Source organism: Skermanella sp. TT6 (assembly GCF_016653635.2).
Lineage (GTDB): Bacteria > Pseudomonadota > Alphaproteobacteria > Azospirillales > Azospirillaceae > Skermanella > Skermanella cutis.
The window spans coordinates 278,128-299,816 of record NZ_CP067422.1; the positions used below are offsets into that span (position 1 = coordinate 278,128).

The 21,689-nt window shown below is 70.1% G+C and carries 15 protein-coding genes and 1 pseudogene; 2 read left to right on the forward strand and 14 right to left on the reverse strand.

Annotated elements, in window-relative coordinates:
- Positions 1 to 120 precede the first annotated feature (120 nt).
- Positions 121 to 696, forward strand: a complete 576-nt coding sequence (locus tag IGS68_RS32735) for a hemerythrin domain-containing protein (protein ID WP_201082946.1) — start codon at positions 121 to 123, stop codon at positions 694 to 696.
- Here IGS68_RS32735 and IGS68_RS32740 read toward each other — a convergent pair.
- From IGS68_RS32740 to IGS68_RS32800, 13 genes and pseudogenes are all read right to left on the reverse strand, one after another.
- Positions 693 to 1,835, reverse strand: coding sequence for an MFS transporter (locus tag IGS68_RS32740; RefSeq protein ID WP_201082948.1), 1,143 nt, complete (start codon positions 1,833 to 1,835; stop codon positions 693 to 695). The two genes, IGS68_RS32735 and IGS68_RS32740, sit on opposite strands and share 4 nt — an antisense overlap.
- A 10-nt stretch (positions 1,836 to 1,845) precedes the next feature.
- Positions 1,846 to 3,117 carry a CynX/NimT family MFS transporter gene (locus IGS68_RS32745; protein ID WP_201082950.1) on the reverse strand — a complete coding sequence of 424 codons (1,272 nt, stop codon included), beginning with the start codon at positions 3,115 to 3,117 and terminating at the stop codon, positions 1,846 to 1,848.
- Positions 3,118 to 3,233: 116 nt separating this feature from the next.
- Positions 3,234 to 3,818 carry a hypothetical protein gene (locus IGS68_RS32750; RefSeq protein WP_201082952.1) on the reverse strand — a complete coding sequence of 195 codons (585 nt, stop codon included), beginning with the start codon at positions 3,816 to 3,818 and terminating at the stop codon, positions 3,234 to 3,236.
- Between the two features lie 107 nt (positions 3,819 to 3,925).
- Positions 3,926 to 4,912, reverse strand: coding sequence for an ABC transporter permease (locus IGS68_RS32755; RefSeq protein WP_247881516.1), 987 nt, complete (start codon positions 4,910 to 4,912; stop codon positions 3,926 to 3,928).
- 94 nt (positions 4,913 to 5,006) lie between these two features.
- Entirely contained in the window at positions 5,007 to 6,521 is a 1,515-nt protein-coding gene (locus tag IGS68_RS32760; RefSeq protein ID WP_201082954.1) for a sugar ABC transporter ATP-binding protein, read from the reverse strand.
- Between the two features lie 174 nt (positions 6,522 to 6,695).
- Positions 6,696 to 7,748: a sugar ABC transporter substrate-binding protein gene (locus IGS68_RS32765; RefSeq protein WP_201082955.1), complete on the reverse strand. Its 1,053-nt coding sequence runs from the start codon at positions 7,746 to 7,748 to the stop codon at positions 6,696 to 6,698.
- 203 nt (positions 7,749 to 7,951) lie between these two features.
- The gene (locus IGS68_RS32770; RefSeq protein ID WP_201082956.1) at positions 7,952 to 8,506 is read right to left on the reverse strand and encodes a cysteine hydrolase family protein; all 555 of its coding nucleotides are present in this window, start codon (positions 8,504 to 8,506) and stop codon (positions 7,952 to 7,954) included.
- Positions 8,507 to 9,539: 1,033 nt separating this feature from the next.
- Positions 9,540 to 10,433 carry a YihY/virulence factor BrkB family protein gene (locus tag IGS68_RS32775; RefSeq protein WP_201082957.1) on the reverse strand — a complete coding sequence of 298 codons (894 nt, stop codon included), beginning with the start codon at positions 10,431 to 10,433 and terminating at the stop codon, positions 9,540 to 9,542.
- Positions 10,434 to 10,468: 35 nt separating this feature from the next.
- Entirely contained in the window at positions 10,469 to 12,124 is a 1,656-nt protein-coding gene (locus tag IGS68_RS32780) for an ATP-binding protein (protein ID WP_201082958.1), read from the reverse strand.
- 8 nt (positions 12,125 to 12,132) lie between these two features.
- Positions 12,133 to 13,623 carry an ATPase domain-containing protein gene (locus IGS68_RS32785; protein ID WP_201082960.1) on the reverse strand — a complete coding sequence of 497 codons (1,491 nt, stop codon included), beginning with the start codon at positions 13,621 to 13,623 and terminating at the stop codon, positions 12,133 to 12,135.
- A 313-nt stretch (positions 13,624 to 13,936) separates the two neighbouring features.
- Complete coding sequence (locus tag IGS68_RS32790) at positions 13,937 to 14,947, reverse strand: SDR family oxidoreductase (RefSeq protein ID WP_201082961.1); 1,011 nt, start codon at positions 14,945 to 14,947, stop codon at positions 13,937 to 13,939.
- Positions 14,948 to 15,039: 92 nt separating this feature from the next.
- Positions 15,040 to 17,553: an HWE histidine kinase domain-containing protein gene (locus IGS68_RS32795; protein ID WP_201082963.1), complete on the reverse strand. Its 2,514-nt coding sequence runs from the start codon at positions 17,551 to 17,553 to the stop codon at positions 15,040 to 15,042.
- A gap of 182 nt (positions 17,554 to 17,735) precedes the next feature.
- Positions 17,736 to 19,735, reverse strand: a pseudogene (locus IGS68_RS32800) (PhoX family protein).
- A 199-nt stretch (positions 19,736 to 19,934) separates the two neighbouring features.
- Here IGS68_RS32800 and IGS68_RS32805 point away from each other — a divergent pair.
- The gene (locus tag IGS68_RS32805; RefSeq protein ID WP_201082965.1) at positions 19,935 to 20,987 is read left to right on the forward strand and encodes a cobalamin B12-binding domain-containing protein; all 1,053 of its coding nucleotides are present in this window, start codon (positions 19,935 to 19,937) and stop codon (positions 20,985 to 20,987) included.
- An 18-nt stretch (positions 20,988 to 21,005) separates the two neighbouring features.
- On the opposite strand, the gene IGS68_RS32810 is transcribed toward IGS68_RS32805, so the two are convergent.
- Positions 21,006 to 21,677 carry an SCO family protein gene (locus IGS68_RS32810; RefSeq protein WP_201082967.1) on the reverse strand — a complete coding sequence of 224 codons (672 nt, stop codon included), beginning with the start codon at positions 21,675 to 21,677 and terminating at the stop codon, positions 21,006 to 21,008.
- Positions 21,678 to 21,689 lie beyond the last annotated feature (12 nt).

Genomic DNA, 21,689 nt, shown 5'->3' on the forward strand with positions numbered 1-21,689 from the left:
TTCCTCCGGCACCGGCGCGACCTTCCGGAGGGACGGCGTCCGCGGACGGCACCCTGCGCAACGGTGCCGCCCGAATCCTGTTGCGGTTCCTGAGGCTTGGAAAACCAAAGGAAACACGTGATGCGGAGAGATGCGGACTGGATTTCGATGCGCGGCCTCCTGGCCTTCGCCGGCGGTGCCGCCGCGGCCCTGATCGCCAGCCGGCTGCTGCCCCCGGTCGTGGCGCAGGCGGCGGGAACGGCGCGGGCTTCGGCAGGCCGCGACGCCTTCGATGCGCTGGCGCGGGACCACCGGATCATCCTGTCGCTGCTGGATCGGATGGAGCATAGTCCCGACCGCGCCGTCTTCGACCGGACGCAATTGCTGCTCCGCCTGAAGCACCGCCTGGCCGCCCATGCCATGGCGGAGGAGGACGTGGTCTACCCGCTGCTCCACGACCGCGCCCAGGCCGTCGAGCATACGAGGCAGCTCTACAGCGAGCATGCCGAGATGAAGATGCATCTCTATGCGCTGGAACAGATCCCCAAGGACGATCCGCGCTGGCGGACCCGCGCCGGGGAATTGAGGCGGCTGATCGAACACCATGTCGACCAGGAGGAGGAGGTCGATTTCCCGAAGCTGCGCCAGGTCATGGACCAGCGGGAAACGGCCAGGATGTCCGGCGAGGTCCACCGCGAGAAGGCGCTGCTTCTTTAACGGGACTTGATCAGCCAGGCCGCTCCCAGGCCGAGGCCGACGGTGAGCAGGCCGGAAAGGACGAACAGGGTGCCGAAACCGTAGGCGTGGGAGATCGGGCCGGCGAGGATCGGCCCGAGCCCCTGGCCCAGGAAGAAGGACGAGGCGAACAGCGCCAGCGCGGAGCCGCGGGCGCCGGGAGCCAGTTCCGTCGCCTGGGTCTGCATGGTGTTGTGCAGCATGTAGAAGCCGAACCCCGCCACCACGAACAGGCCGGCGACGGCGGTCCAGGGCAGCGGCGTGGCGACCAGCATGTAGGCGAGGCCCGCCACCGCGCCGCCGATCCGCATCATGCCCCATTGCCCCAGCCCGGCGACCAGCCGGCGCACCGCCAGGCTGTAGAGGATGCCGCCGACCGCGAAGCCGGAGATCGCGATCCCCGCCTCCAGCGAGCCGGTGCCGCCGTGGGGCACCAGCATGGGGGCGACGAAGGGGAAGACGCCGAAGATCAGGATCCCCTCCCCCGCCACCGTGGCGAAGACGAACAGCGAGGCCGGGTTCGCCAGCACCGTCCGGTAGCGCGCGATGGAGCCGCCCAGCGACAGCTCGCCCCGGGTCCGCTCGCCGTCCAGGAACAGCAGGGACGCCGCGAGCGCCAGCCCCGCCACCACCGCCGACAGGGCGAACACCGCGCGCCAGCCCGCCACCTCGGCCAGGGCGCCCGAGACGGCGGAGCCGGAAAGCTGGCCGAAGATCACCGCGACCAGGAAGCGGCTGATCGAGAACTGGCGTTCCGCATAGGCGACCCGGTCGCCGATCAGCGCCATGGAGGCCGGGATCACCCCGCCCGCGAAGCCGCCGGCCAGCGCCCGCGCCGCCAGCACGCTGCCGTAGCCGGGCGCCAGCGCCGACAGCGCCAGCCCGACCGTCAGCACCGCCAGCGAGATGCGGATCAGCCGGATCTTGCCGATCGCGTCGCCGACCGGGCCGAGCACGAGCTGCATGATCGCGTAGGGCAGCGTATAGGCGGAGGCGAGCAGCGCCGCCTCCCGCAGGGTCACGCCCAGGTCGGCCGCCAGCACCGGCAGCAGCGGGTCGGTCGCCCGCAGGGACAGGGCGCTGGCGAAACCGGCCAGGCCCAGGATCAGGATGAACGGCATGGTCGATGCTTCAAGGGGTTCGCCGGGACGGCAGGACGTGACGGTCGCGCCCGGCGGCGATGCCGAACAGGGCCGCGACCAGGCAGACGCCGACGAACAGCAGGCCGACCGCCTGCCAGCCGCCGGTCCAATCGTGCAGCAGCCCGACCCCCAGCGGCCCGCAGGCGGCGAGGGTGTAGCCGACACTCTGCGCCATGCCCGAGAGGTATGCGGCGACATGGCTGTCCTTGGACCGCAGCACGATGATGGTCAGGGCCAGCGCGAAGTTGCCGCCCTGCCCGATCCCCAGCAGCACCGCCCACACCCAGACCGAGCCCAGCGGCGCGTGGAAGAAGCCCAGGATCCCCGCCAGGGTGGAGCCCATCAGGACGACCGCCGCCAGGCTCTGCGACGGGCGCCGGGCCGCCAGCAGCGGGGCGGCCAGCGCCGCCGGGATCTGGACCATGATCGAGCAGGAGACCACCAGCCCGGCCATGACCGGGTCCAGGCCGCGGTCCCGCAGGATCGGCGCCAGCCAGCCGAACACCATATAGGCGACCGCCGATTGCAGGCCCATGTAGAAGGTGACCTGCCAGGCCAGCGGATCGCGCCACAGCCCGAGCACCGGCAGCGTCGGCGGCCGGGCCGAGCCGCGCCCGCTGCGGTCGGCCAGCGGGAACCAGACCAGCGCCGCGACCACCGCCGGCAGGGCCCAGGCGGCCAGCGCCGCCGCCCAGCTTCCGTCGAACGCCGCCTGGAGCGGGACCGTCGATCCGGCGGCGCCTGCGGCCCCGGCGCACAGCGCCATGGTATAGACGCCGGTCATCAGGCTGGCATGGGCCGGGAAGTCGCGCTTGACCAGCCCCGGCAGCAGCACGCCGATGACCCCGATGCCGAGGCCGGCGACGATCGACCCGGCCAGCAATCCGGGGAACGCGCCCAGCCCGCGCAGCGCGGTTCCCGCCGCCAGGACCAGCAGGAACAGGGCGATGGCGCGCTCCGTGCCCAGCCGCCGCGCCAGACGCGGCGCCAGGAAGCCGGCCAGCCCCAGGCACAGGACCGGCGCGGTGGTCAGGATGCTGGCGCCGAACGCCGAGACTCCGGTGTCGCGGATCACCTCCGGCAGGATCGGCCCGAGGCTGGACAGCGCAGGGCGCAGGTTCAGCGCCACCAGCACCAGCGCCGCCCCCACCAGCAGGGCGCGGCGGGGCAATTTGGTTTCGGAGGCGGAAGTATCCTCGCGGTCGATCAGGAGATCGTCGGCCAGCGTCGGCTTCCGGTCCTCCGCGGCCACTCTGTTCATCGGGAGGCGACCCACGGTTACGGAGAATTCCCGACGTGGGTAACATCCCGGGACGGTCAAACCGCCATGCTATTTCCGCAGACTGGTCAGTCTTTTGCCGATCCTCCGGCGGACCGTCAGTGCCGGGTGGCGGAGATCCCGTCCAGGACGGTGGTCGGCAGGCCCATGAACAGGTCGGCCTCCTCGTCGTCGACCAGGGCGGTGTAGTCGGCCAGCGGCAGCAGGCGCAGCACCGAGGCGGTGCCCTGGGCGTCGAGGTCGCACACCGCGACCCAGGAGCCGAAGCCGATCGCGAGCGCCGCCACCTCCGCCATGCCCATGTCGAGCAGTTCGCGGGCGATGGCCTCCTCCAGCCCCGAGATCTCGGCGCAGTTCAGGCGGGCGTCGCGGAACGAGGCGGGGCCGGAAGGCCAGACGACGCGGTTCACCGCCGCCTGCTCCGCGTCCGGAGCCGCCTTGGCCCCCTCGTCCCAGAGTTTTTCATCAACCAACAGCAAGACCTGTATACCTTCAAGATACGTGTCGGTCTGGCAGACCGCCACCTGCCCTGCCGCACGGGCAACCGCGAACCCAGCATCCGTGGTCGTCGTCGCACCGCCCGCCGCGAGCTTCCGCACCGCCGCGAGGATCTCGTTGCGGGTGCTTTCCGGCAGTGCCTCGAACTCCCGATCGGCCGGGGAAAGGAATTCAACGTCGAACATGCTGGTATCACCAATACTATGGTATCTACAGGGGCCATCGCGCAATAAGTTTGCGCATCCGTTGGTTAACGATCCCTGAACCCACAGCCGGCCATACCGGGTTATACCTAATGGGTAGTCGCCGCCTGGGCGGTGCGCAGGCGCTGGGCGTAGATGTTGATGACCAGGGCCGCCAGCAGGATCAGCCCGCGGATCAGGATCTTCAGGAAGCTGTCGATGTTGATGTGGTCCAGCCCGTTGTTGAGCACGCCCAGCACCAGCAATCCCACGACCGTGTTGCCGATGCCGCCGCGCCCGCCGAACAGGCTGGTGCCGCCGACCACCACGGCGGAGATCGAATCGAGCAGGTAGCTGTCGAACTCGTTCTGCTGGGCGCTGCCGAAATAGGCGACGCCCACCATGCCCGCCACGCCGGAGCAGACGGCGGAGATGACCATGACCGAGGCGATCACCAGCTTGACGTTGACGCCGGAATATTCCGCCGCCTCGCGGTTGCCGCCGACCATGTAGACGTAGCGGCCGAACCGCGTGTATGTCAGCACCAGGTGCCCGACCAGGAGGAACAGCCCGGCCACGATCACCACGTAGGGCACCGGCCCCAGCGCCTGCTGCCCCAGGGTCTGGACCAGCGGCGGCACGTTGTAGGCGATCTGGCCGCGCACCAGCATGGCGCAGATGCCGGCCCCGATCTGGAGCATGGCGAGCGTCATGATGAAGGACGGGATGCCGATCCGGGTCACGCCGAAGGCGTTGACCGCCCCCAGCGCGAAGCAGGCGCCGAACGCGAACAGGATGGCGACCCAGCCCGGCATCGGCACGTGGGCGATGTTGGCGTAGGTGTCCTGGAGCGTGAAATAGGCCAGCACGATGCCGGTGGCGTTGGCGACGCTGGCGACGCTCAGGTCGATCTCGGCGCACAGGATGACGTAGGTCAGCCCCACCGCCATGATCGCCGTGATGGAGATCTGGTTCAGGATGTTGCCGACATTGTCCAGCGTCGCGAAGGACGGGCTGGCGATGGAGAAGAAGGCGACCAGGAACAGCAGGGTGATGAAGGGCGCTATGTTGCTCAGCCGCCCGCGCAGCCAGCTCATCACGGCGGATTGGTTCCCGCTGCCCGCCCGGTCGGTTTCTGTCACGCGTGCGCTCATTTGGGTTCCTTGTGGAAGGCTCGAAGGGGAATAGGCTTCAGGCGGCGTCCAGCAATCTGTCCTTGCTCACCGGCTCGCCGGCGAACTCGCGGGCGACCTCGCCCTTCTTCATCACCAGGATGCGGTCGGCCAGGGACAGCACCGTCTCCGGCTCGCTCGACACCACGACGATGCCGACGCCCTGCCCGCGGAGCGAGCGGACGATCCTGACCACGTCCTCCTTGGCGCCCACGTCCATGCCGCGGGTCGGTTCGCTCAGCACCAGCACCTTGGGCAGGTATGTCAGCCACTTGGCCAGCCCGACCTTCTGCTGGTTGCCGCCGGACAGGGTGCCCAGCGGCTGGTCCACGCGCGGCGGCCGGATGCCCAGGCTCTCCACGTGCCGCCCGGCGATCTCCCGCTCGGCCGCCGGCCGCAGAAGCACCGGATGCAGCCGCTCCAGGATGGAGATCGACATGTTGCGGTAGACCGGCTCGTGGGCGAACAGCATCGACCGCCGGCTTTCCGGCACGAAGGCGACCCCCGCCCGCTTCGCCGCCGCCGTGCCGCTCAGCACGACCCGCCGCCCGCCGATGGTCAGCGTGCCCGTGTCCGGCCGCAGCTTGCCGAACAGCGCCCGCGCCAGCTCCAGCTGGCCGGAGCCCATGAAGCCGTAGATCCCCAGCACCTCCCCCGCCCGCACGTCGAGCGACACGTCGCGGAACGCCCGCCCGTGGCCGAGTCCCGACGCCGTCAGCACCACGGGTGCGTCGGGCTTGCTGTCGAGCATCAGTTCCGAGGTGTAGCTTTCCTCCAGGTCCTCGTGGCCGGCGCCGATCATGTTCTCGATCACCCAGCCCTTGGAGGCCCCGGCGGCCGGCGCGGTGACGATCTTCCGGCCGTTGCGGAAGATCGTCACCGTGTCCGACACGTCCAGGATGTCGTCCAGGAAGTGGGAGATGAAGATCATGCTCTTCCCGGAGGCCCGGAGCCCGCGCAGCAGGCCGAACAGCCGCTCGATCTCCGGCGGGGAGAGGGCGGAGGTCGGCTCGTCCAGGATGATGATCCGGGCGCCCGAGAACAGCACGCGGCTGATCTCGATCAGCTGCTGGAGCCCGATCGGCAGCGCGCCGATGGGAGTCCGGGGATCGACGTCGATGCCCAGGCTGCGCAGGTGCTCCGCCGCCAGGAGGTTCATCCGCCGCCAGTCGACCACGCCGAAGCGGCGGACGGGCTGGCTGCCCAGGAACACGTTCTCGGCGACCGACAGGTCGGGCACGATGCTGAGTTCCTGGTGGACCATGCCGATGCCGGCCTTCAGCGCGTCGCGGGCGGAGCGGAACCGCCGGTCCTGCCCGTCGATCCGGAACGTGCCGCCATAGTCGGCGTGGACGCCCGCGATGATCTTCATCAGGGTGCTCTTGCCGGCCCCGTTCTCGCCGACGAGACCGTGGATCTCGCCGGCGCGCAGGGTGAAGTCGACCTCGCGCAGCGCCGCGACGCCGCCGAACGACTTGGAAATGCCGGTCAGCTCCAGGAGCGGCGGCGCGGTCGCCGCCGGATCGGTTTCCATGCTGGTGCTTTCGCCGAAAGGTTGGAACCGTGCCGGCGTCGGTCGGCCGGAGCCGGGATACCGGGGTCGGACCACCATTTCCCCTGAACGCTCCCCTTCGGGAAGGCCGGTGGGAAATGGTGGTCCGACCCCGGTATCCCTCGTCGGCATCGACGACCGGCAGCCTCGGGACTGCTAGATCAGGTAATGGTCCTGCATCCACTGCATGCCCGGCGCGTTCGCCTTGGTCACCACGGGGCCGTCGGTGATGATGTGCTTGGGAATGCCTTCCCCGCTCTTCTCGCCGTTGACGACGGCCGCGACGCCCGCCAGCACCGCGCCGCCATGGATGCGGCAGGACGGGTTGCGCACCGTCGCGTGCATGCGGCCCTCGCTGACCGCCTGGATCGCGGGCGGCATGGCGTCCACACCGCCGATCTTGATGTCGGTGCGGCCCCGGGCCTTCATGACGTTCCAGGCGGCGAGCGCCATGTCGTCGTTATGGAAGAAGGCGGCATCGATCTTGGGATACTTGGTCAGGTGGGTCTCCCAGATCCGCACCGCCTTGGTCACGTCCCAGTCGGCCGGCGTGGTGTCCAGCACCTCGACCTTCGGGAACTTCTTGACCACCGACTCGAATCCCCTGGCCCGCCCCTGGGCGCCGGTATGGCCCAGCGCGCCCTGGGTCATGATGATGGTCCCGGCGCCGCCGATCTCGTCCAGCAGGGCCTGGGTGACCGAGGCTCCCATGAACTCGTTGTCGGGGGCGAGGAAGCTGTGGACCTTGATCTGCTCCAGCGGGGCGATCAGCGTGTCCATGTCCAGCACGGGGATGCCGGCGTCGATCATCTTGTTGACCGGCGCGGTCAGCGTGCCGATGCCGAACGCCTGGATCGCGACGAAGTCCCACTTCTGGGACGCCATGTTGTCGATCGCGGCGCGCTGCTTGGTGGCGCTGAGCTCGCCGTCGAACCAGGTGATCTCCACGTTGAGCAGCTTGCCCCACCATTCGGCGGCGCGCTTGCCCTGGGCGCACCAGGTCGCCTGGAGCCCGGCATTGGAGAAGGCGGCTCGGAGCGGCTTTTCCGACCGCGCGGTCTCCTTGGCCATTTCGGCCGCGAAGGCGGGGCTGAAGCCGAGATCGAAGCCGAAGCCGCCGGCCAGGACGGCGCCCGCCCCGGCGGAAGCGCCGGCGGCACGGATGAAGTCACGCCGCGACGGCTGCCGCGGTCCCTTGGTGCTGGACATCGTTGTTCCTCCCGAACCGGTTCGGATCGTTGGACCCGTTACGTTATCCTTGTCCTTGCGGAACCGCTCATCCCCGACCGTCAAGACGGACGGAGCGCCGGTCCCGGTGCGGCGGCGGGACCTTGGCGGCCCGTCCGACGCTCCGGTGAGTGTGACATAGCGCCGCGCCGCTGCAACGATTTCTTCCGGAGGACTCCCGCCGGTCACGCCCCGGCGATGAACTCGTCGGTCGTGGCGAGGGTCGCGTAGGCGAATCCCAGCGCGCCCATGAAGGCGGCGTGGGCCTGGGCGGCCGGGACCCGGACGCCGTCGAATTCCAGGTCGCGCGACGCGCAGGCGTCGTGGACGACGGTGCAGGCATAGCCCAGGTCCTTGGCGGCCCGGGTGGCGGCGTCCACGCACATGTGGCTCATGGCGCCGCAGATCACGAGATCGGTTATGCCGTCGCGGTCGAGGATGTCCTTCAGCCCGGTCTCGCGGAAGGCGTTGGGATAGTGCTTCAGCACCACGGTCTCGCCCTCGGCCGGCGCCACGGCGGGGTGGATGCGGGCGCCGTCGGAGCCGGGCGCGAAGAACGGCGCGTCGGCGGACTGGAACTCGTGCCGGACATGCACGACCGGATCGCCGGCGGCGCGGGCCGACTCGATCAGCCGGGCGGCGTTGGCGGCCGCCTTGTCCATCCCGGCCAGTTCCCATCGGCCGCCGGGGAAATAGTCGTTCTGGATGTCGATGACGAGCAGGGCGCGCTTGGTGGTCATGGTGACGTTTCCTTGTTCGCGGGATTCACGGGGTTTGCGGGGCCGGAGGGAGGCTTGGCGCCGGTCCTCCGCTGGAGGATGTAGATGTAGAGGATCGCCGCCCGGTTCACCCCCCCGGCTCATGTCATCATCCGTATGCATCCGTGGTGACGGGCGACGGCCGAGGGGGGATCTTGCGACCCGCGCCGCGCCCTGCCCCGGCTCCCGCCGAGACAGGATGATGACATCCCCCTCCCCCCTTATGTCAGCATTTGTGATGATTGCGACCGAAAAGGTAGGGAGCGGCATGACGGGACCTTTTCCGGGTGGTGACCCGGGCATGGTAGCGCTTACGTCGTAGGAACACAATCCTTTGCACGCTTCCAGCCGTTCCGGAGCGTCCTGGACCCGGCCCTGGAGCAGGCGCTGGCGGAGCATGGCCGGAGCGCCACGGCGGCGCAGCGGTCGGACGTGCTGGACGGCATGAAGCGGCTTTCGCCCCATGCGGACGCCGGGGAAGCCTTCCGGACCCTGGGCGATGCCGGAACCCGCATCGTGGCGCTGAGCAACGGCGCGGCGCAAGCCGGGACGCCGCCGGGCGGTCGTGGGCGATGGTGCCATCCGGCTCCGGCGCGAGCGGCAAGGCGACGGCCTTGAGCAGGCGATGTCATCACCAGTTATCCGGCGCGCGGTAACGCGAAGGATGCGGTGGCCGCCCTCCGCGCGCTGCCCAGGCCCCCGGATGCAAAAGAGCGCGATGCGATCGACGTGCGGCTCAAGCCGTGCGACCGATCAGGTTGAACCGCTCCGGCCCTCGCCGCCTGCCGTTCCACTCGCCGCCCCGTGTTGCGCCATGGGCGCAACCTACGGCTCGATGCAGGGCGGAGGTGATGCGGGCCGAAGGTCGTAGGTTGCGCCCATGGCGCAACGCGTCGGATCAGCTGTAAAGCCGAGTAAAAAGGGGTCAGAATAACTTCATCTTTCAACCTCCCCTCTTCTCCGGACGATCGCTTCGTCCGGAAGCCGGGACGCGGGATCGTGCCGCCGGGATCCCTCACCGGGCGGGTGCCGCTTCGCCGCCCCGAAGCGTCCCACGGGCTCGGCTGCGACTTCCCACATGCTCGGAGTACGACCGCGTGATTTCCGCCCCGAACAGGAAGATGGTGGCGGAGTAATAGACCCAGAGCAGGATCAGCACGAAGGACCCGGCGGCGCCATAGGCCGAGGTGACGCCGCTGGTGCCGAGGTAGAGACCGATCAGGGACTTGCCGATGGTGAACAGGACGGACGTGACGGCCGCCCCCAGCCAGAGATCCTTCCAGGGGATCCGGGTGTCCGGCAGCGCCCGGTAGACCAGCGCGAACAGGACCGTGAAGACGACCAGGGAACTGATCAGGTTGACGGTCCAGACCAGCACGTAGGCGTCCGGCATCAGGCTCTCGTACCACCTGCCGAAGGCCGCGAGGACCGCGCTGACGATCAGCGACACGATGAGCAGGAACCCGATCATGCCGATCAGGGCAAGCCCCTTCAGGCGCACCTTGACCAGCCAGGTGATGGTGGAGTTCCCGGGCGGCTCGGCCTTCCAGATGCGGTTGAGCGAGGTCTGGAGTTCGGCGAAGACGGTGGTGGCACCCACGAAGATCGTCGCGATGCCGATGATGCCGGCCAGGGTTCCGGTCCGCGCGTCGTCGGCCCTGGCGGCCAGCCCTTGCAGGGTCGTGACGGCGTCGTCCCCGATCAGCCGGCCGATCTGGTCCATCAGCGCGCCCTGCGCGGCCTCCTCGCCGATGACCAGCCCGGCGACGGCGGTGACCAGGATCACGAAGGGGGCCAGCGCGAAGATGGTGTAGAAGGCGATGGCCGCTCCCCGGGTCATGGCCTCGTGGTCGATCCAGCCCATCGCCGCATCGTACAGTATCTTCCAGACAAGCCTGATGAAGCCCATGGCCGGCTCCCTCCTCGATGGATCCCCGCGCCGGGTCAGTCGCCGCCCTCCAGCATGGCGCGGACCTTGGACAGCAGCGACTTGACCGCGAAGGGCTTGCTGAGAAGCTGGGTGCGGGGTCCCAGCGGCTCGTCGCCCAGCGCGGCGTTGTGGGCGTAGCCGGTCAGGAACAGGACCGCGAGGTCCGGCCTGGCCCGTCTCGCGATCTCGGCGAGCTGGCGGCCGTTGAGGCCCGGCAGGCCGACGTCGGTCGCCAGCAGGTCGATCTTGGCGTCGGACTCCAGCACCTTGATCGCGGCCTGCGGCTCGGGCGCCTCGATCACCCGGTAGCCGCGGTCCTCCAGCGACTGGACCAGGAGCAGCCGGACCAGCGCCTCGTCCTCGACCACCAGGATCGTCTCGCCCTCTTCGGCCTCCTCCGGCTCCGGCAGGGCCGGCGCGGCCTCCTCGGGGACGGGGCCGCGGTGGCGCGGCAGGTAGAGCTTGACCGTCGTGCCCCTGCCCTCCTCGGAATAGATCGCGGCGTGCCCGCCGGACTGCCGCGCGAAACCGTAGAGCTGGCTGAGGCCCAGGCCAGTCCCCTGTCCGATCGGCTTGGTGGTGAAGAAAGGCTCGAACGCCCGGGCCCGCACCTCGGCCGACATGCCGGTGCCCGTGTCGGTCACGCACAGCACGACATACTGCCCCGGCTGAAGCCCCAGCTCCGCGGCCACATAGGCGTCGTCCAGGTGGCTGTTGGCGGTCTCGATGGTCAGGCGCCCGCCGTTCGGCATCGCGTCGCGGGCGTTGATCGCCAGGTTGAGCAGCGCGTTCTCGACCTGGTTGGCGTCGGCCCAGGTCCGCCACAGGCCGCCGGCCAGGACCGCCTCGACCTGGATCGCCTCGCCGACCGACCGCTGGAGCAGTTCCTGCATGCCGCCGACCAGCGCGTTGAGGCTGAGGCTGCCGGGCTGGAGCGGCTGGCGGCGCGCGAAGGCGAGCAGCCGCCGGGTCAGGGTCGCGGCGCGCTCGCCCGCCTGGGTCGCGGCCCGGACGTACCGCAGCAGGCGCTCCTGTCCCGCCAGCCCCTCCTGGAGCATGTCCAGGTTGCCCAGGATCGCCTGGAGCAGGTTGTTGAAGTCGTGGGCCACGCCGCCGGTGAGCTGGCCGACCGCCTCCATCTTCTGGGCCTGGCGAAGCGCCTCCTCAACCCGCTCGCGCTGGGCCGTCTCGGTCTCCAGGTCGCGCGACTGCTCCGCCACCCGGCGCTCCAGCTGGCCGGCGGCCTGCTCGATCTGCCGGAGGTGCGAACGGGTGCGGTACTGCCGGCGCCGGGCGCGCTCCGCCGCGCGGGCGGCGCTCTTCAGCGTGTCGGCATGGAGCGGACGGTCCAGCAGCGTGACGTTGCCGAGCCGGCCGAAGTCGTCCAGGCGCGCCCGCCGGTCCCTGCCATCCCCCCGGGAAGTCAGCAGGATCACCGGGATGTCCGACCAGGGGGGCTGCGCGTCGAGGCACTCCAGCAACCCGTCATAGCCCGCGAGGAGCGCCTCCTCCGTCACCAGCAGCGCCGTCGCTTCCCCGCCCAGGCCGCGGCAGATCTCCGACAGATCGGCGCAGACGCGCGCGGGGATGCCGGCCTCGTCCATGACCAGCCGGATCACCTCGGCGTCCCTGCCCTTCGGAGCCAGGATCAGGATGGGAGCTGACGGCATGGGATCGCTCAGCCGGTCTCTTCGCCGTCGAGCAAAGGGTCCAGCGGACCGTCGTAGCTGGGAACGCCGGTCAGGATGCCGCGGAAATTCAGCAGCTGCGGCCCGACCCTCATGCCGTTGGGGAAAAGCTGGAACTCCCGGATCGCCAGCTCGTGGATGCCGGAGCGCTTCTTGACCACCGAGATCGCCTTCCGCACCTCGCCGCCCGCCTCGAAGAACCGCAGGAGCACGACGGTGTCGCTGATGAAGGACAGGTCCATCGGGTTCTCCACGTCGCCGACGATGCCCTGCTGGGCCAGGATCAGGATGGTCACCACCCCCTGGTTGTTCAGGTAGTTCAGCAGCTCGTGGAGCTGGAGGATCAGCGCGGTCTCCTCCGGCATGGTGCTGATATAGGAGTTCAGGCTGTCGATCACGACGACGCGGGCGTTCAAGTCCTCGACCTGGCGGCGGACCTGCCAGACGAACTCGCCGGGCGACAGGCGGGACGGGCTGGCGCGGTACCAGCCGAGCCGGCCGGACCCGAGCGGCCCGGCGATGTCGATACCCAGGGCGGCGCTGCGGTCCGACAGGGTGCCGTAGGTCTCGTCGAACGAGAAATAGGCGGCGTGCTCGCCGGCCCGCACGGCCGACATGGCGTATTGCAGCGCCAGCGACGACTTGCCGACGCCCGACGGCCCGACCAGCATGGTGGTGGTGCCCCGCGTCAGCCCGCCGCCGAGCAGGTCGTCCAGTTCCTTGAGGCCGCTCGACATGTTGGAGGAGTCGAACTCGGCGCCGTGCTCCTTGGCGATCAGGCTGGGGAAGACCAGCACGTTGCCCGGCGTGATCGCGAAGTCGTGCCAGCCGCTTTGATAGTCGGCGCCGCGCATCTTGGCGACCCGCAGCCGGCGGCGCGACGCGCCGTAGTTCCGCTCGATCATCTCCAGCGAGATGACGCCGTGCATCAGGCTGTGCAGCTCCTTGGTGGCGGGGTAGCTGGTCAGGTCGTCCAGGACAAGCGTGGTGCAGCGGCGGTTCTGGAGCGCCTGCTTCAGGGCCAGGATCTGCCGGCGGTAGCGGAGCTGGTCCTGGGCGATCAGCCGCAGCTCCGACAGGCTGTCGATCACCACCCGGTCGGGCTGGTCGGCGGCGATGCGGTCGGTGATCAGCCGCATCGTCTCGCCCAGCTCGACCTCCGCCGGATAGAGCACGGTCTGCTGCCGGTCCAGCTCCGCCTCGATCGGGATCAGGTCGAACACGTCGATGCCGTCCAGCGACCAGCCGTGGCTGGCGGCGGAGGCGGCGAGCTCGTCGGTCGATTCCGACAGGGTGATGTAGAGGCCCCGGTCGCCCACCTTGCGCCCTTCCAGCAGGAACTGGAGGGCGATGGTGGTCTTGCCCGCACCGGGAGCGCCTTCGAGCAGGTGCAGCCTGTGGCACGGCAGGCCGCCCCGCAGGATCAGGTCCAGTTCAGGGATACCGGTCGGCAGCTTCTTCGTCGGTATCGGCTCTGGCACGCATAACTCCCTGGTCGGCCGGACGGGCGCGGGGCGCTTCCGCCGCGCATGGCGCCGCCCAAAGGAAAGAAACGGATGGAGGGCCCGATCGGTTCACCGCCCTGCCCTTTTCTCCTTGGGACCATGGACCCAGGAAGCCGCCGTCCTGGAGAACAGGCGTGGGGTCGCCTTCCGTGGGCTCCGATCCTCGTCCGTACGGTCGGCCTCTACGACTCATCGCGAAACCCGAATTTCCCGATGAATCGGCGGGACAAGGCCGCGGCCGGGAGGGTCGCGTCCCGGCCAAGGCCCTTGCGTTACGGAGGGAGGATGCTCAGCGGCGCGGCCCGGCCAGCGCGGCATGGGCCAGGAAGCCCAGCCCGCCGACCAGGGCCACGCCGGCGGCGAAGCTCGCGGCCCGCGCGGCCCCGCCGCTGGAGGTCAGGCGCAGATGGTGGCGCGGCAGGCCGAAGCGGCCGCGCATCCGGTGCCGGCCGGGCACCGTCTCGAACAGGTTGTCGGGGCGGCCCGGCCTTTCCGGCTCTTCCGTCAGCTGCCCCTCAACCGCGTTGTCCGCCAGGTGCCGGTCGGCGAAGCCGGGCAGCGCGGAGGTGCCCAGGATCGCCTGCATGGCGGAGGCGCCCAGCCAGACCTCCCGCCGGGGCCGCTCCGCCACCCGGACGACGGCGCGGCCGATATCCTCCGGCTGGAAGATCTTGCCCATGGGACGGGCGCGGCGGGGCATGTGGCTGCGCGCCCAGTCGAACTGCGGCGTGTTCACCGCCGGAAGCTGGACCATGGAGATCATGACGCCGCTGCCGTCATGGATCAGTTCCGAGCGCAGGCCGTCGATGAAGCCTCGGATCGCCGCCTTGGCGCCGCAATAGGCCGCCTGGAGCGGGATCGAGCGGTAGGCCAGGGCGGAGCCGATCTGGATCACCGTCCCGCGGTCCCGCCCGGACATGTGGCGCAGCGCCGCCTGGATGCCGAAGGCCGAGCCGAGATACGTCACCTCCGTCACCCGTCGGAGCTCCTCGGGCTCCAGGTCGCGGACCCGCCCGAACACGGTGACCATCGCGTTGTTGACCCACACGTCGATCGGCCCCAGCTCGCGTTCGATCCGGTCGGCGGCACCGTGGACCGCCGCCTCGTCCGCGACGTCCAGGGGCAGGACCAGCGCCTCCCCGCCCAGCCGCTCGACCTCGCGGGCGACTTCGTCGAGCGCCTCCTTCGACCGGGCGATCAGGCCGATCGAGGCGCCCCATTCGGCGGCGAAGGCGAGGGCGATGGCACGGCCGATGCCGGCGGACGCGCCGGTCACGCAGACGACGGGAGCGGTTTCCATGATGGGCCTCTTTCGGCGGTGGGATGAACGATACCCAGCCAACCCCTTCCAGGTTCCCGAGTTCCATCGGGCCGCCCCGGCCGCCGGAGCCGTCAGCCCACCTCCGTCTCAGCGCCGGCGGTCAGCAGCGACGCGACGCCATCCCTCAGGACGGCGGGGCTGACCGGCTTGGTCAGGACCATCGCCCTGCCCAGGCGTTCGTCCGATCCGTTGAGCGAACCGTATCCCGTGCAGAACAGGAACGGCACCCCCATGCCGTCCAGCACCGAGGCGACCGGGTACGAGGGCTGGCCGAACAGGTTGACGTCCAGGACGGCCGCATCGGGCCGGGAGGTGCGCGCCAGGTCGATGGCCTCCTGCAGGCGCCCGACCGGGCCGAGCACGCGGTAGCCCGCCGCTTCCAGTTCCCTTGCCATCGCCGTGGCGGTCAGCGCCTCGTCCTCCACGATCAGCACCGAGGCGTTCCTGACGGCCGGCTTCCGGGGCTGCTCCACGGCCGGCCGGGGCGAGGCCGGGAGGGTGGGGCCGCGCACCCCGCTCGTCTGGAAACAGTCCCGCGGAAGCGTCATGCGCAGGCACAGCCCGGTCCGGCGCCAGTCGCGGGACAGGTCCCCCCGGAGCTGGCCGTTGATCGTCCGGTCGATCACGAAGGTCCCGAAGCTGGATCGCGTCGGGGGGGACACCGGCGGCCCGCCCTCCTCCCGCCAGTCGACGACGAGCCTCCCGTCCTCGGCATCGACCGACCAGGAAACGGCGACCCGCCCGTCCGGAACGGACAGAGCACCGTGCTTGGCGGCGTTGGTGACCAGTTCGTGCAGCACGATCGAAATCGCCTGCGCGGCCTCCGCCACGATGGAGACCGGCGTTCCCGACAAGTCGGTGCGGCCGTTGCCGTCGAGCGCCTCCAGTTCGGCCTGGAGCATGACTTCCAGATCGGCGCCCGACCAGCGGGTCTTGGCAAGCAGGGTGTGGACGCGGGCCATCGCCGCGACGCGGCCCTGGACGGCCTCGATGAAATCGGCCGGGTTGTCGTTCCGGCTCAGCTGCATGATCGACTGCACGACGGCAAGGGCGTTCTTGGCGCGGTGGTCCACCTCGCGCATCAGCAGGTGCAGGCTCGCCTCGGCCTCCTTGCGCTCGGTCAGGTCGGCGGCCATGGTGACCACGAGCAGCCGGTCCCGGCTGTCGCGCCCGATCTTGGCGGAGCGGAACGACCAGACGCGCGTCCGGCCGTCCGCCGTCCGGACCTGGAACTCCCCTTCGTCGATCGGACGGTCCAGCGTCATCAACCGGGCGGTGCCGAGGGCCCCGTCCCGCCTTTCGGCACCGAAGGCGCGCCTTTCCCAGTCCTCCAGGGTGCCGATCTCGTCGCGCGCGTAGCCGGTCGCCTCGATCAGCGTCCGGCTGACATGCACGATCTCGTCGCCTTCGGCATGCACGATGATCGGGAAGGGAGCCCCTTCCACCACGTGCCGCAGCCGGGCCTCGCTCTCCATCAGGGCGGCCTCGCGCTTGCCGATCAGCTCCGCCGCGCCCCGCAGCGCGCCGCCCATCGCCTCGATCTCCACGACGCCCCGGCCCGGGAAGGCGACCGGGCGGCCGGCGCCGAGCGCCTTGGCCGAACCGGCGAGATCGGCGATCTGGCGCGCCAGCCGGCGGCCCACCAGGAGGGCGACGCCCAGCCCGATCAGGAAAAGCAGCGCGCCGCCGCCCGCGAAAAGCGCCAGGGTCCGCCGCCACGGCGCCGCCACCAGGGACTCCGGAACGCTGACCCCGACCAGCCAGCCGGAAACCTGGGAGCGCTTGTAGGCCTGCAGCGACGGGACCCCGTCCAAAGTCTCCGCGGACTGTATGCCTTCCGGCAGGTCCCTCATCCTGGCCCACAGGTCGTCCCGGAGGCGGGTGCCGACGAACTCCTCGGCCCGATGCGAGCGGCCGATCAGAATGCCGTCGCGATCGACCACGCCCGCCACCCAGCCCGGCGGGAGGCGCTCGGGAGACATGATGGCCTGGAGCCGGTCCAGCCCGATGGTCAGGCTGAGGAGATAGCGGGGCTCGCCGCCGCGGGGGACCGGGACGACCACGATCAGCAGCGGCGACCTGGCGATGGCCCCCATCAGGAGGCCGGAGACCTGCGGCTCGCCGGTCGCGATCACCCGCCGGTCCACCTCGAAGCTGTCGTTGCGCGGCAGGGGCGTTCCCCAGGGCACGCGCGTATTGACGAGCTGCTGGCTCGTCAGGTCGCGGACCAGGATATTGGTGCCGAGCAGGTCGCGCACCTGGACGGCGCGCCGGTGGAAAGACTCGAAATCGCCGTCCAGGAGGGTGCCGGACGTCGCCAGGACCTCGGCGCCGGCGATGATCCGGGAAACCTCGCGGTCGATGTCCTCGGCGAGGAGCCTCGCCCTGTCCTGGACCTGCCGGATGGTCAGGTCGGCCTGATCGTTCGCGTTATGATAGAGCAAGAGCATGCAGAACAGCGCGAGCGGCAGGACGCAGGCGGTCACCAGCAGAACCAGCCAGGTCCGCACGCGAAATGAGGGCGAAGGACGGGGGGAGCGCAATCCGGGCGACCGGGCGGTGTTCCCGTCCGGAGTATCAGACATCAGCTCTCGAATCCCACATCAGGTCTCACCGGCGATCCATTTGGCCAAGCGTTGTTCCGGGCCGAGCCCGGAAAAGGCACTATACTCGGGGTAGCAACTATAGCTTCCCGCGCAAACGGGTAAATAGTTGGCCCGTGACAACAGGCCCGCCGCGGGAATATTCCGAGCGGCGGGCCCAAGGCTCAGCTTCCGACCGGGCCGCCGTCCTGCTTGGTGACGACCACCACCGACGGGCGCGGCGGCATGCCGGGCTCGAAGTCGGGCCAGCGGGTCAGCGGGTTCTCCAGGGTCGAGCCCTCGCCCTCGGCCGGGTGCTGCACGGCCAGGAACAGCGTCTTCCCGTCGGGCGTGAACTCCGGCCCGCACATCTCCGCCCCGGCCGGGCAGCCGAAGAAGAACTTGACCAGCGCCCGCCCCGGCCCTTCCAGGTCGCAGGCATACATGCCGTCCGGGATGCCGTTCTTCGCCTGCGCCTCGCCCTGGTCGGTCGAGATCCACAGCCGTCCCTGCGGATCGAACGCGCAGTTGTCCGGCGAGGACAGCCACACGTCCGTGGCCGGATGGTAGGCCGCCTTGTCCTTCTCCGAGGCGGGATTGCCGGCCAGCAGAACGTGGTCCCAGCGGAAGGTCCCGGCCGCATGGTCGGCCTCCCGGCCGGCGCCGCCGGGCGGGATCAACTCGACGATCTGGCCGTGGCGGTTCTCCGGACGCGGATTGACCGCGTCGACCTGGCCTGCCTTGCGGCGCGAGTTGTTGGTGCACATGACGTAGACGCGGCCGTTGACCGGGTTCGGCTCCACGTCCTCCGGACGGTCCATCGGCGTGGCGCCGACCAGGTCGGCGGCGCGCCGGGTCTCGATCAGCACCTCGGCCTGGCTCTCGAAGCCATTGGCCGCGGTCAGCGGTCCCTGCCCGTGGACCAGCGGCAGCCACTCCAGGGTGCCGTCGTCGCCGAACCTGGCGACCGACAGGGTCCCCTCGTCCAGCAGGTCGCGGTTGGCGGCCCGGTCGTTCGGGTCGTAGGTGCCCTTCGTGACGAAGCGGTAGAGATAGTCGAACCGCTCGTCGTCGCCGGAATACAGCACGACGCGGCCGTCCTTGTTGAGGATGCTGGTCGCGCCTTCGTGCTTGAACCGGCCGAGCGCCGTCCGCTTCACCGGCACGGACGCGGCGTCGTAGGGGTCGTACTCGGTCATCCAGCCGAACCGGTTGGACTCGTTGGGCTCCTTGCCCAGGTCGAAGCGGTCGACGGTCTCGTGCCACCAGTAGCGCGACTCCGCCGAGATGCCGTAGCGCTCGTAATGCTTGGCCTGCGGCGACGACGCCGGGTCGCCGCCGCCGAAATAGCCGTTGAAGTTCTCCTCCGAGATCAGGATCGTGCCCCACGGCGTCTTGCCGCCGGCGCAGTTGTTGAGCACGCCGTAGACCGTGGTGCCGGCCGGGTCCGCGCCGGTCCGCATGCGCGCGTGCCCGGCGGCCGGGCCGGAGATGCGACAGGCCGTGTTCATGGTGATCCGGCGGGCATAGGGGCTGCCGTCGACCACGGCCCAGCGCCCGTTCTCCTTCCTGACCTCGACGACGGTATGGCCATGGGCCGCCATCTCGACCTTTGTTTCCTCAGCGGTTGTGCCGCGCTCCTTCTGTTTCCCGTCCGCGCCGGTCCGGAGCCAATCGGCGAACATCAGCTCGGGCGCCGTGTATTCTGGTTGATACCGAGAAGCCCGTGTTCCGAACTGTCGGAGCCGTGGGGCAGCGGCAGGTAGCCGATGTAATCGCAGTTATAGCCGAACTGCTTCTCCTGCGCGGCGCCGGTCAGGTTCTTCGGGTCGAACGCCGGCGCGTCCGGCATCACCTTGTCGCCCCAGCGGATCAGCAGGTCCGCGTCGTAGCCGGGAGCCACCTGGTGGGAGTCCAGGATGACATGCCTCGGCTGCGTGAAGGTGAGCGTCGAAGCGCCCTGCGCCGCCGCCTCGGACGGCCGCAGCACGCCGGCGGCGGCTCCCGTCGCGAAGGCGGCGCCCAGGGCGGTCGTGGTGCCGAGCAGGCCTTTCAGCAGGTCGCGCCTGCCCGCCCTCATCCCGGAGACCTCCAGGAACGGGGTATTGGTCGAATCATTGCTGCCGATATCGTCGGCGTCCTCGACGACGATGGGCTCGAAGCGCTGGTCCAGGCTCTTCGCCATGGTCTCCCTTCCTCTTTATCTTAACCCGGCCGTTCTTTCGGGCCGGCACGGACAGGCTAGCCCCGGCCGGGGCCGGCTGTCATCCGTTCAGGCGGATCAAGCACTTAAGGACAGCCGGTTCCACGTGCGCGATCCGTCCCCATATGTACGGTACGGTACGCGCGAGGCGACCCCATGAGCGTGCCGTCCGGGAGAGAGCATGGGCCTGATCTTCGATGCCGGTTCGGATCCGCAGCGCCGCGCCTTCGCGGAGCGAGCCGTCCTGCGCTACTGGCTCCGGCATCCCGAGATGGCGCAGCGGTACGGCACCGAAGGCCGCCGGCGCTGCGTCGAGGACCTTCAATACACGCTGCTCTATCTGGAGGCCGCCACCGCCACCGGCAGCCTGGAGCTGTTCCGCAGCTACACGGAATGGCTCCGGTCGATCTTCATCTGCCACCACCTCGACGTCGCCGACTTGGCCGGAACGCTGGAAACGCTTCTGGAAATCTTCACCGAGCGCGGCGACGCCCTGCCGGCCGAGTACCTGGCCGACAGCCTGCGGCTGATGGACAGCATGGAGGACGTGCCCCCGAACCTGCTGGCGGAGAACAACCCGCACCGGACCCTGGCCCAGGGTTACCTGGCGCTGCTGCTCGACCAGGACCGGCAGGGCGCCGCGGACCTGATCATCAACGCCGCCGACACGGGCATCCCGCTGACCGACCTCTACCTGCACGTCTTCCAGCCCTGCCTGCACGAGGTGGGCCGGCTCTGGATGACCGGCCGGCTCACCATCCCGCAGGAGCATTTCGCCACGACGGCGACCCAGTCGATCCTGGCCCAGCTCCAGCCCTATGCCGCCTGCCGCTCCGGCACCGGGCGGCGCCTGCTCGCCGTCTGCATCGACGGGGAGCTGCACGAGATCGGCCTGCGCATGGTCGGCGACGTCTTCACCCTGAACGGCTGGGAAACCACCTTCCTGGGCGCCAGCGTCCCGGTCGCCGGCATCGTCGGGGCCGTGAAGGCGGACCGGCCCGAGCTCCTGGCCCTGTCCGTCACCATCGCCCCCAACCTGCCCAAGGCCGCCGCCCTGGTCGAGGCGCTGAGGGCCGATCCGGGATGCGCCAACACCCGGATCATCGTCGGCGGCCATCCCTTCAACCGCTGCCCCGACCTGTGGCGGCGGATCGGCGCCGACGCCCATGGCCGCGACGCCGCGGCGGCGGTCGCCTGGGCGGACAGGCATTTCGCGCTCCCCGGCCCGGCATAGGCCGTCCCGCGCCGCCCATCAGTGGCGCGCCGCGTGCTCCAGCATCAGGGTGCGGATGTCGGCCAGCACCAGCCGGGGGTCCAGGAAGTCCAGGCTGTAGATGTTGCGGATCCGCCGTTCCCCGTCGATCAGGTAGACCCGGAGCTGATGGGCCAGCGGCCCGGCCGGGTCGTCCGGGTCGGGCTTGCGCAGCACCCGCTGGTCGTAGGCCGCCAGGACCGTCTCCAGCTCCGGCCCGCCGCGCGAGGTCAGGAATTGCCAGTCGGCGCCCCCATTCCCGCGCAGCGCCCGGGCCTGCTCCGCCATCACCTCCGGCGTGTCGTGTCCGGGGTCGAAGCTCATGGTGACCAGCCGCACCCCGGCGGCCAGGGCCGGATCCCCGGCCGTGGCCTCGTGCAGGCCGCTCATCATCTGGGTGCCCAGCGGGCAGACGTCGCCGCACCGGGTATAGATGAATCCCAGGACGGTGATCCTGCCCGCCATCAGGTCGTGCAGGCCGCGCACCTCCCCCGTCTCGTCCAGCGCGGTCCCGTCCGCCGCCGGGGCCAGCGGCGGCAGGCGGTAGGTTCCCGGCTCCGGCGGGTCGTAGTCGAACCCGCCGGGATGGTGCCCGGGTCCGGCGACGGCGGCCGGCGCCGCGAACAGGAACAGGAACAGGAACAGGGCAAAGCCCGGGGCGAGGGCGCGCACGGCGCTCCCTCC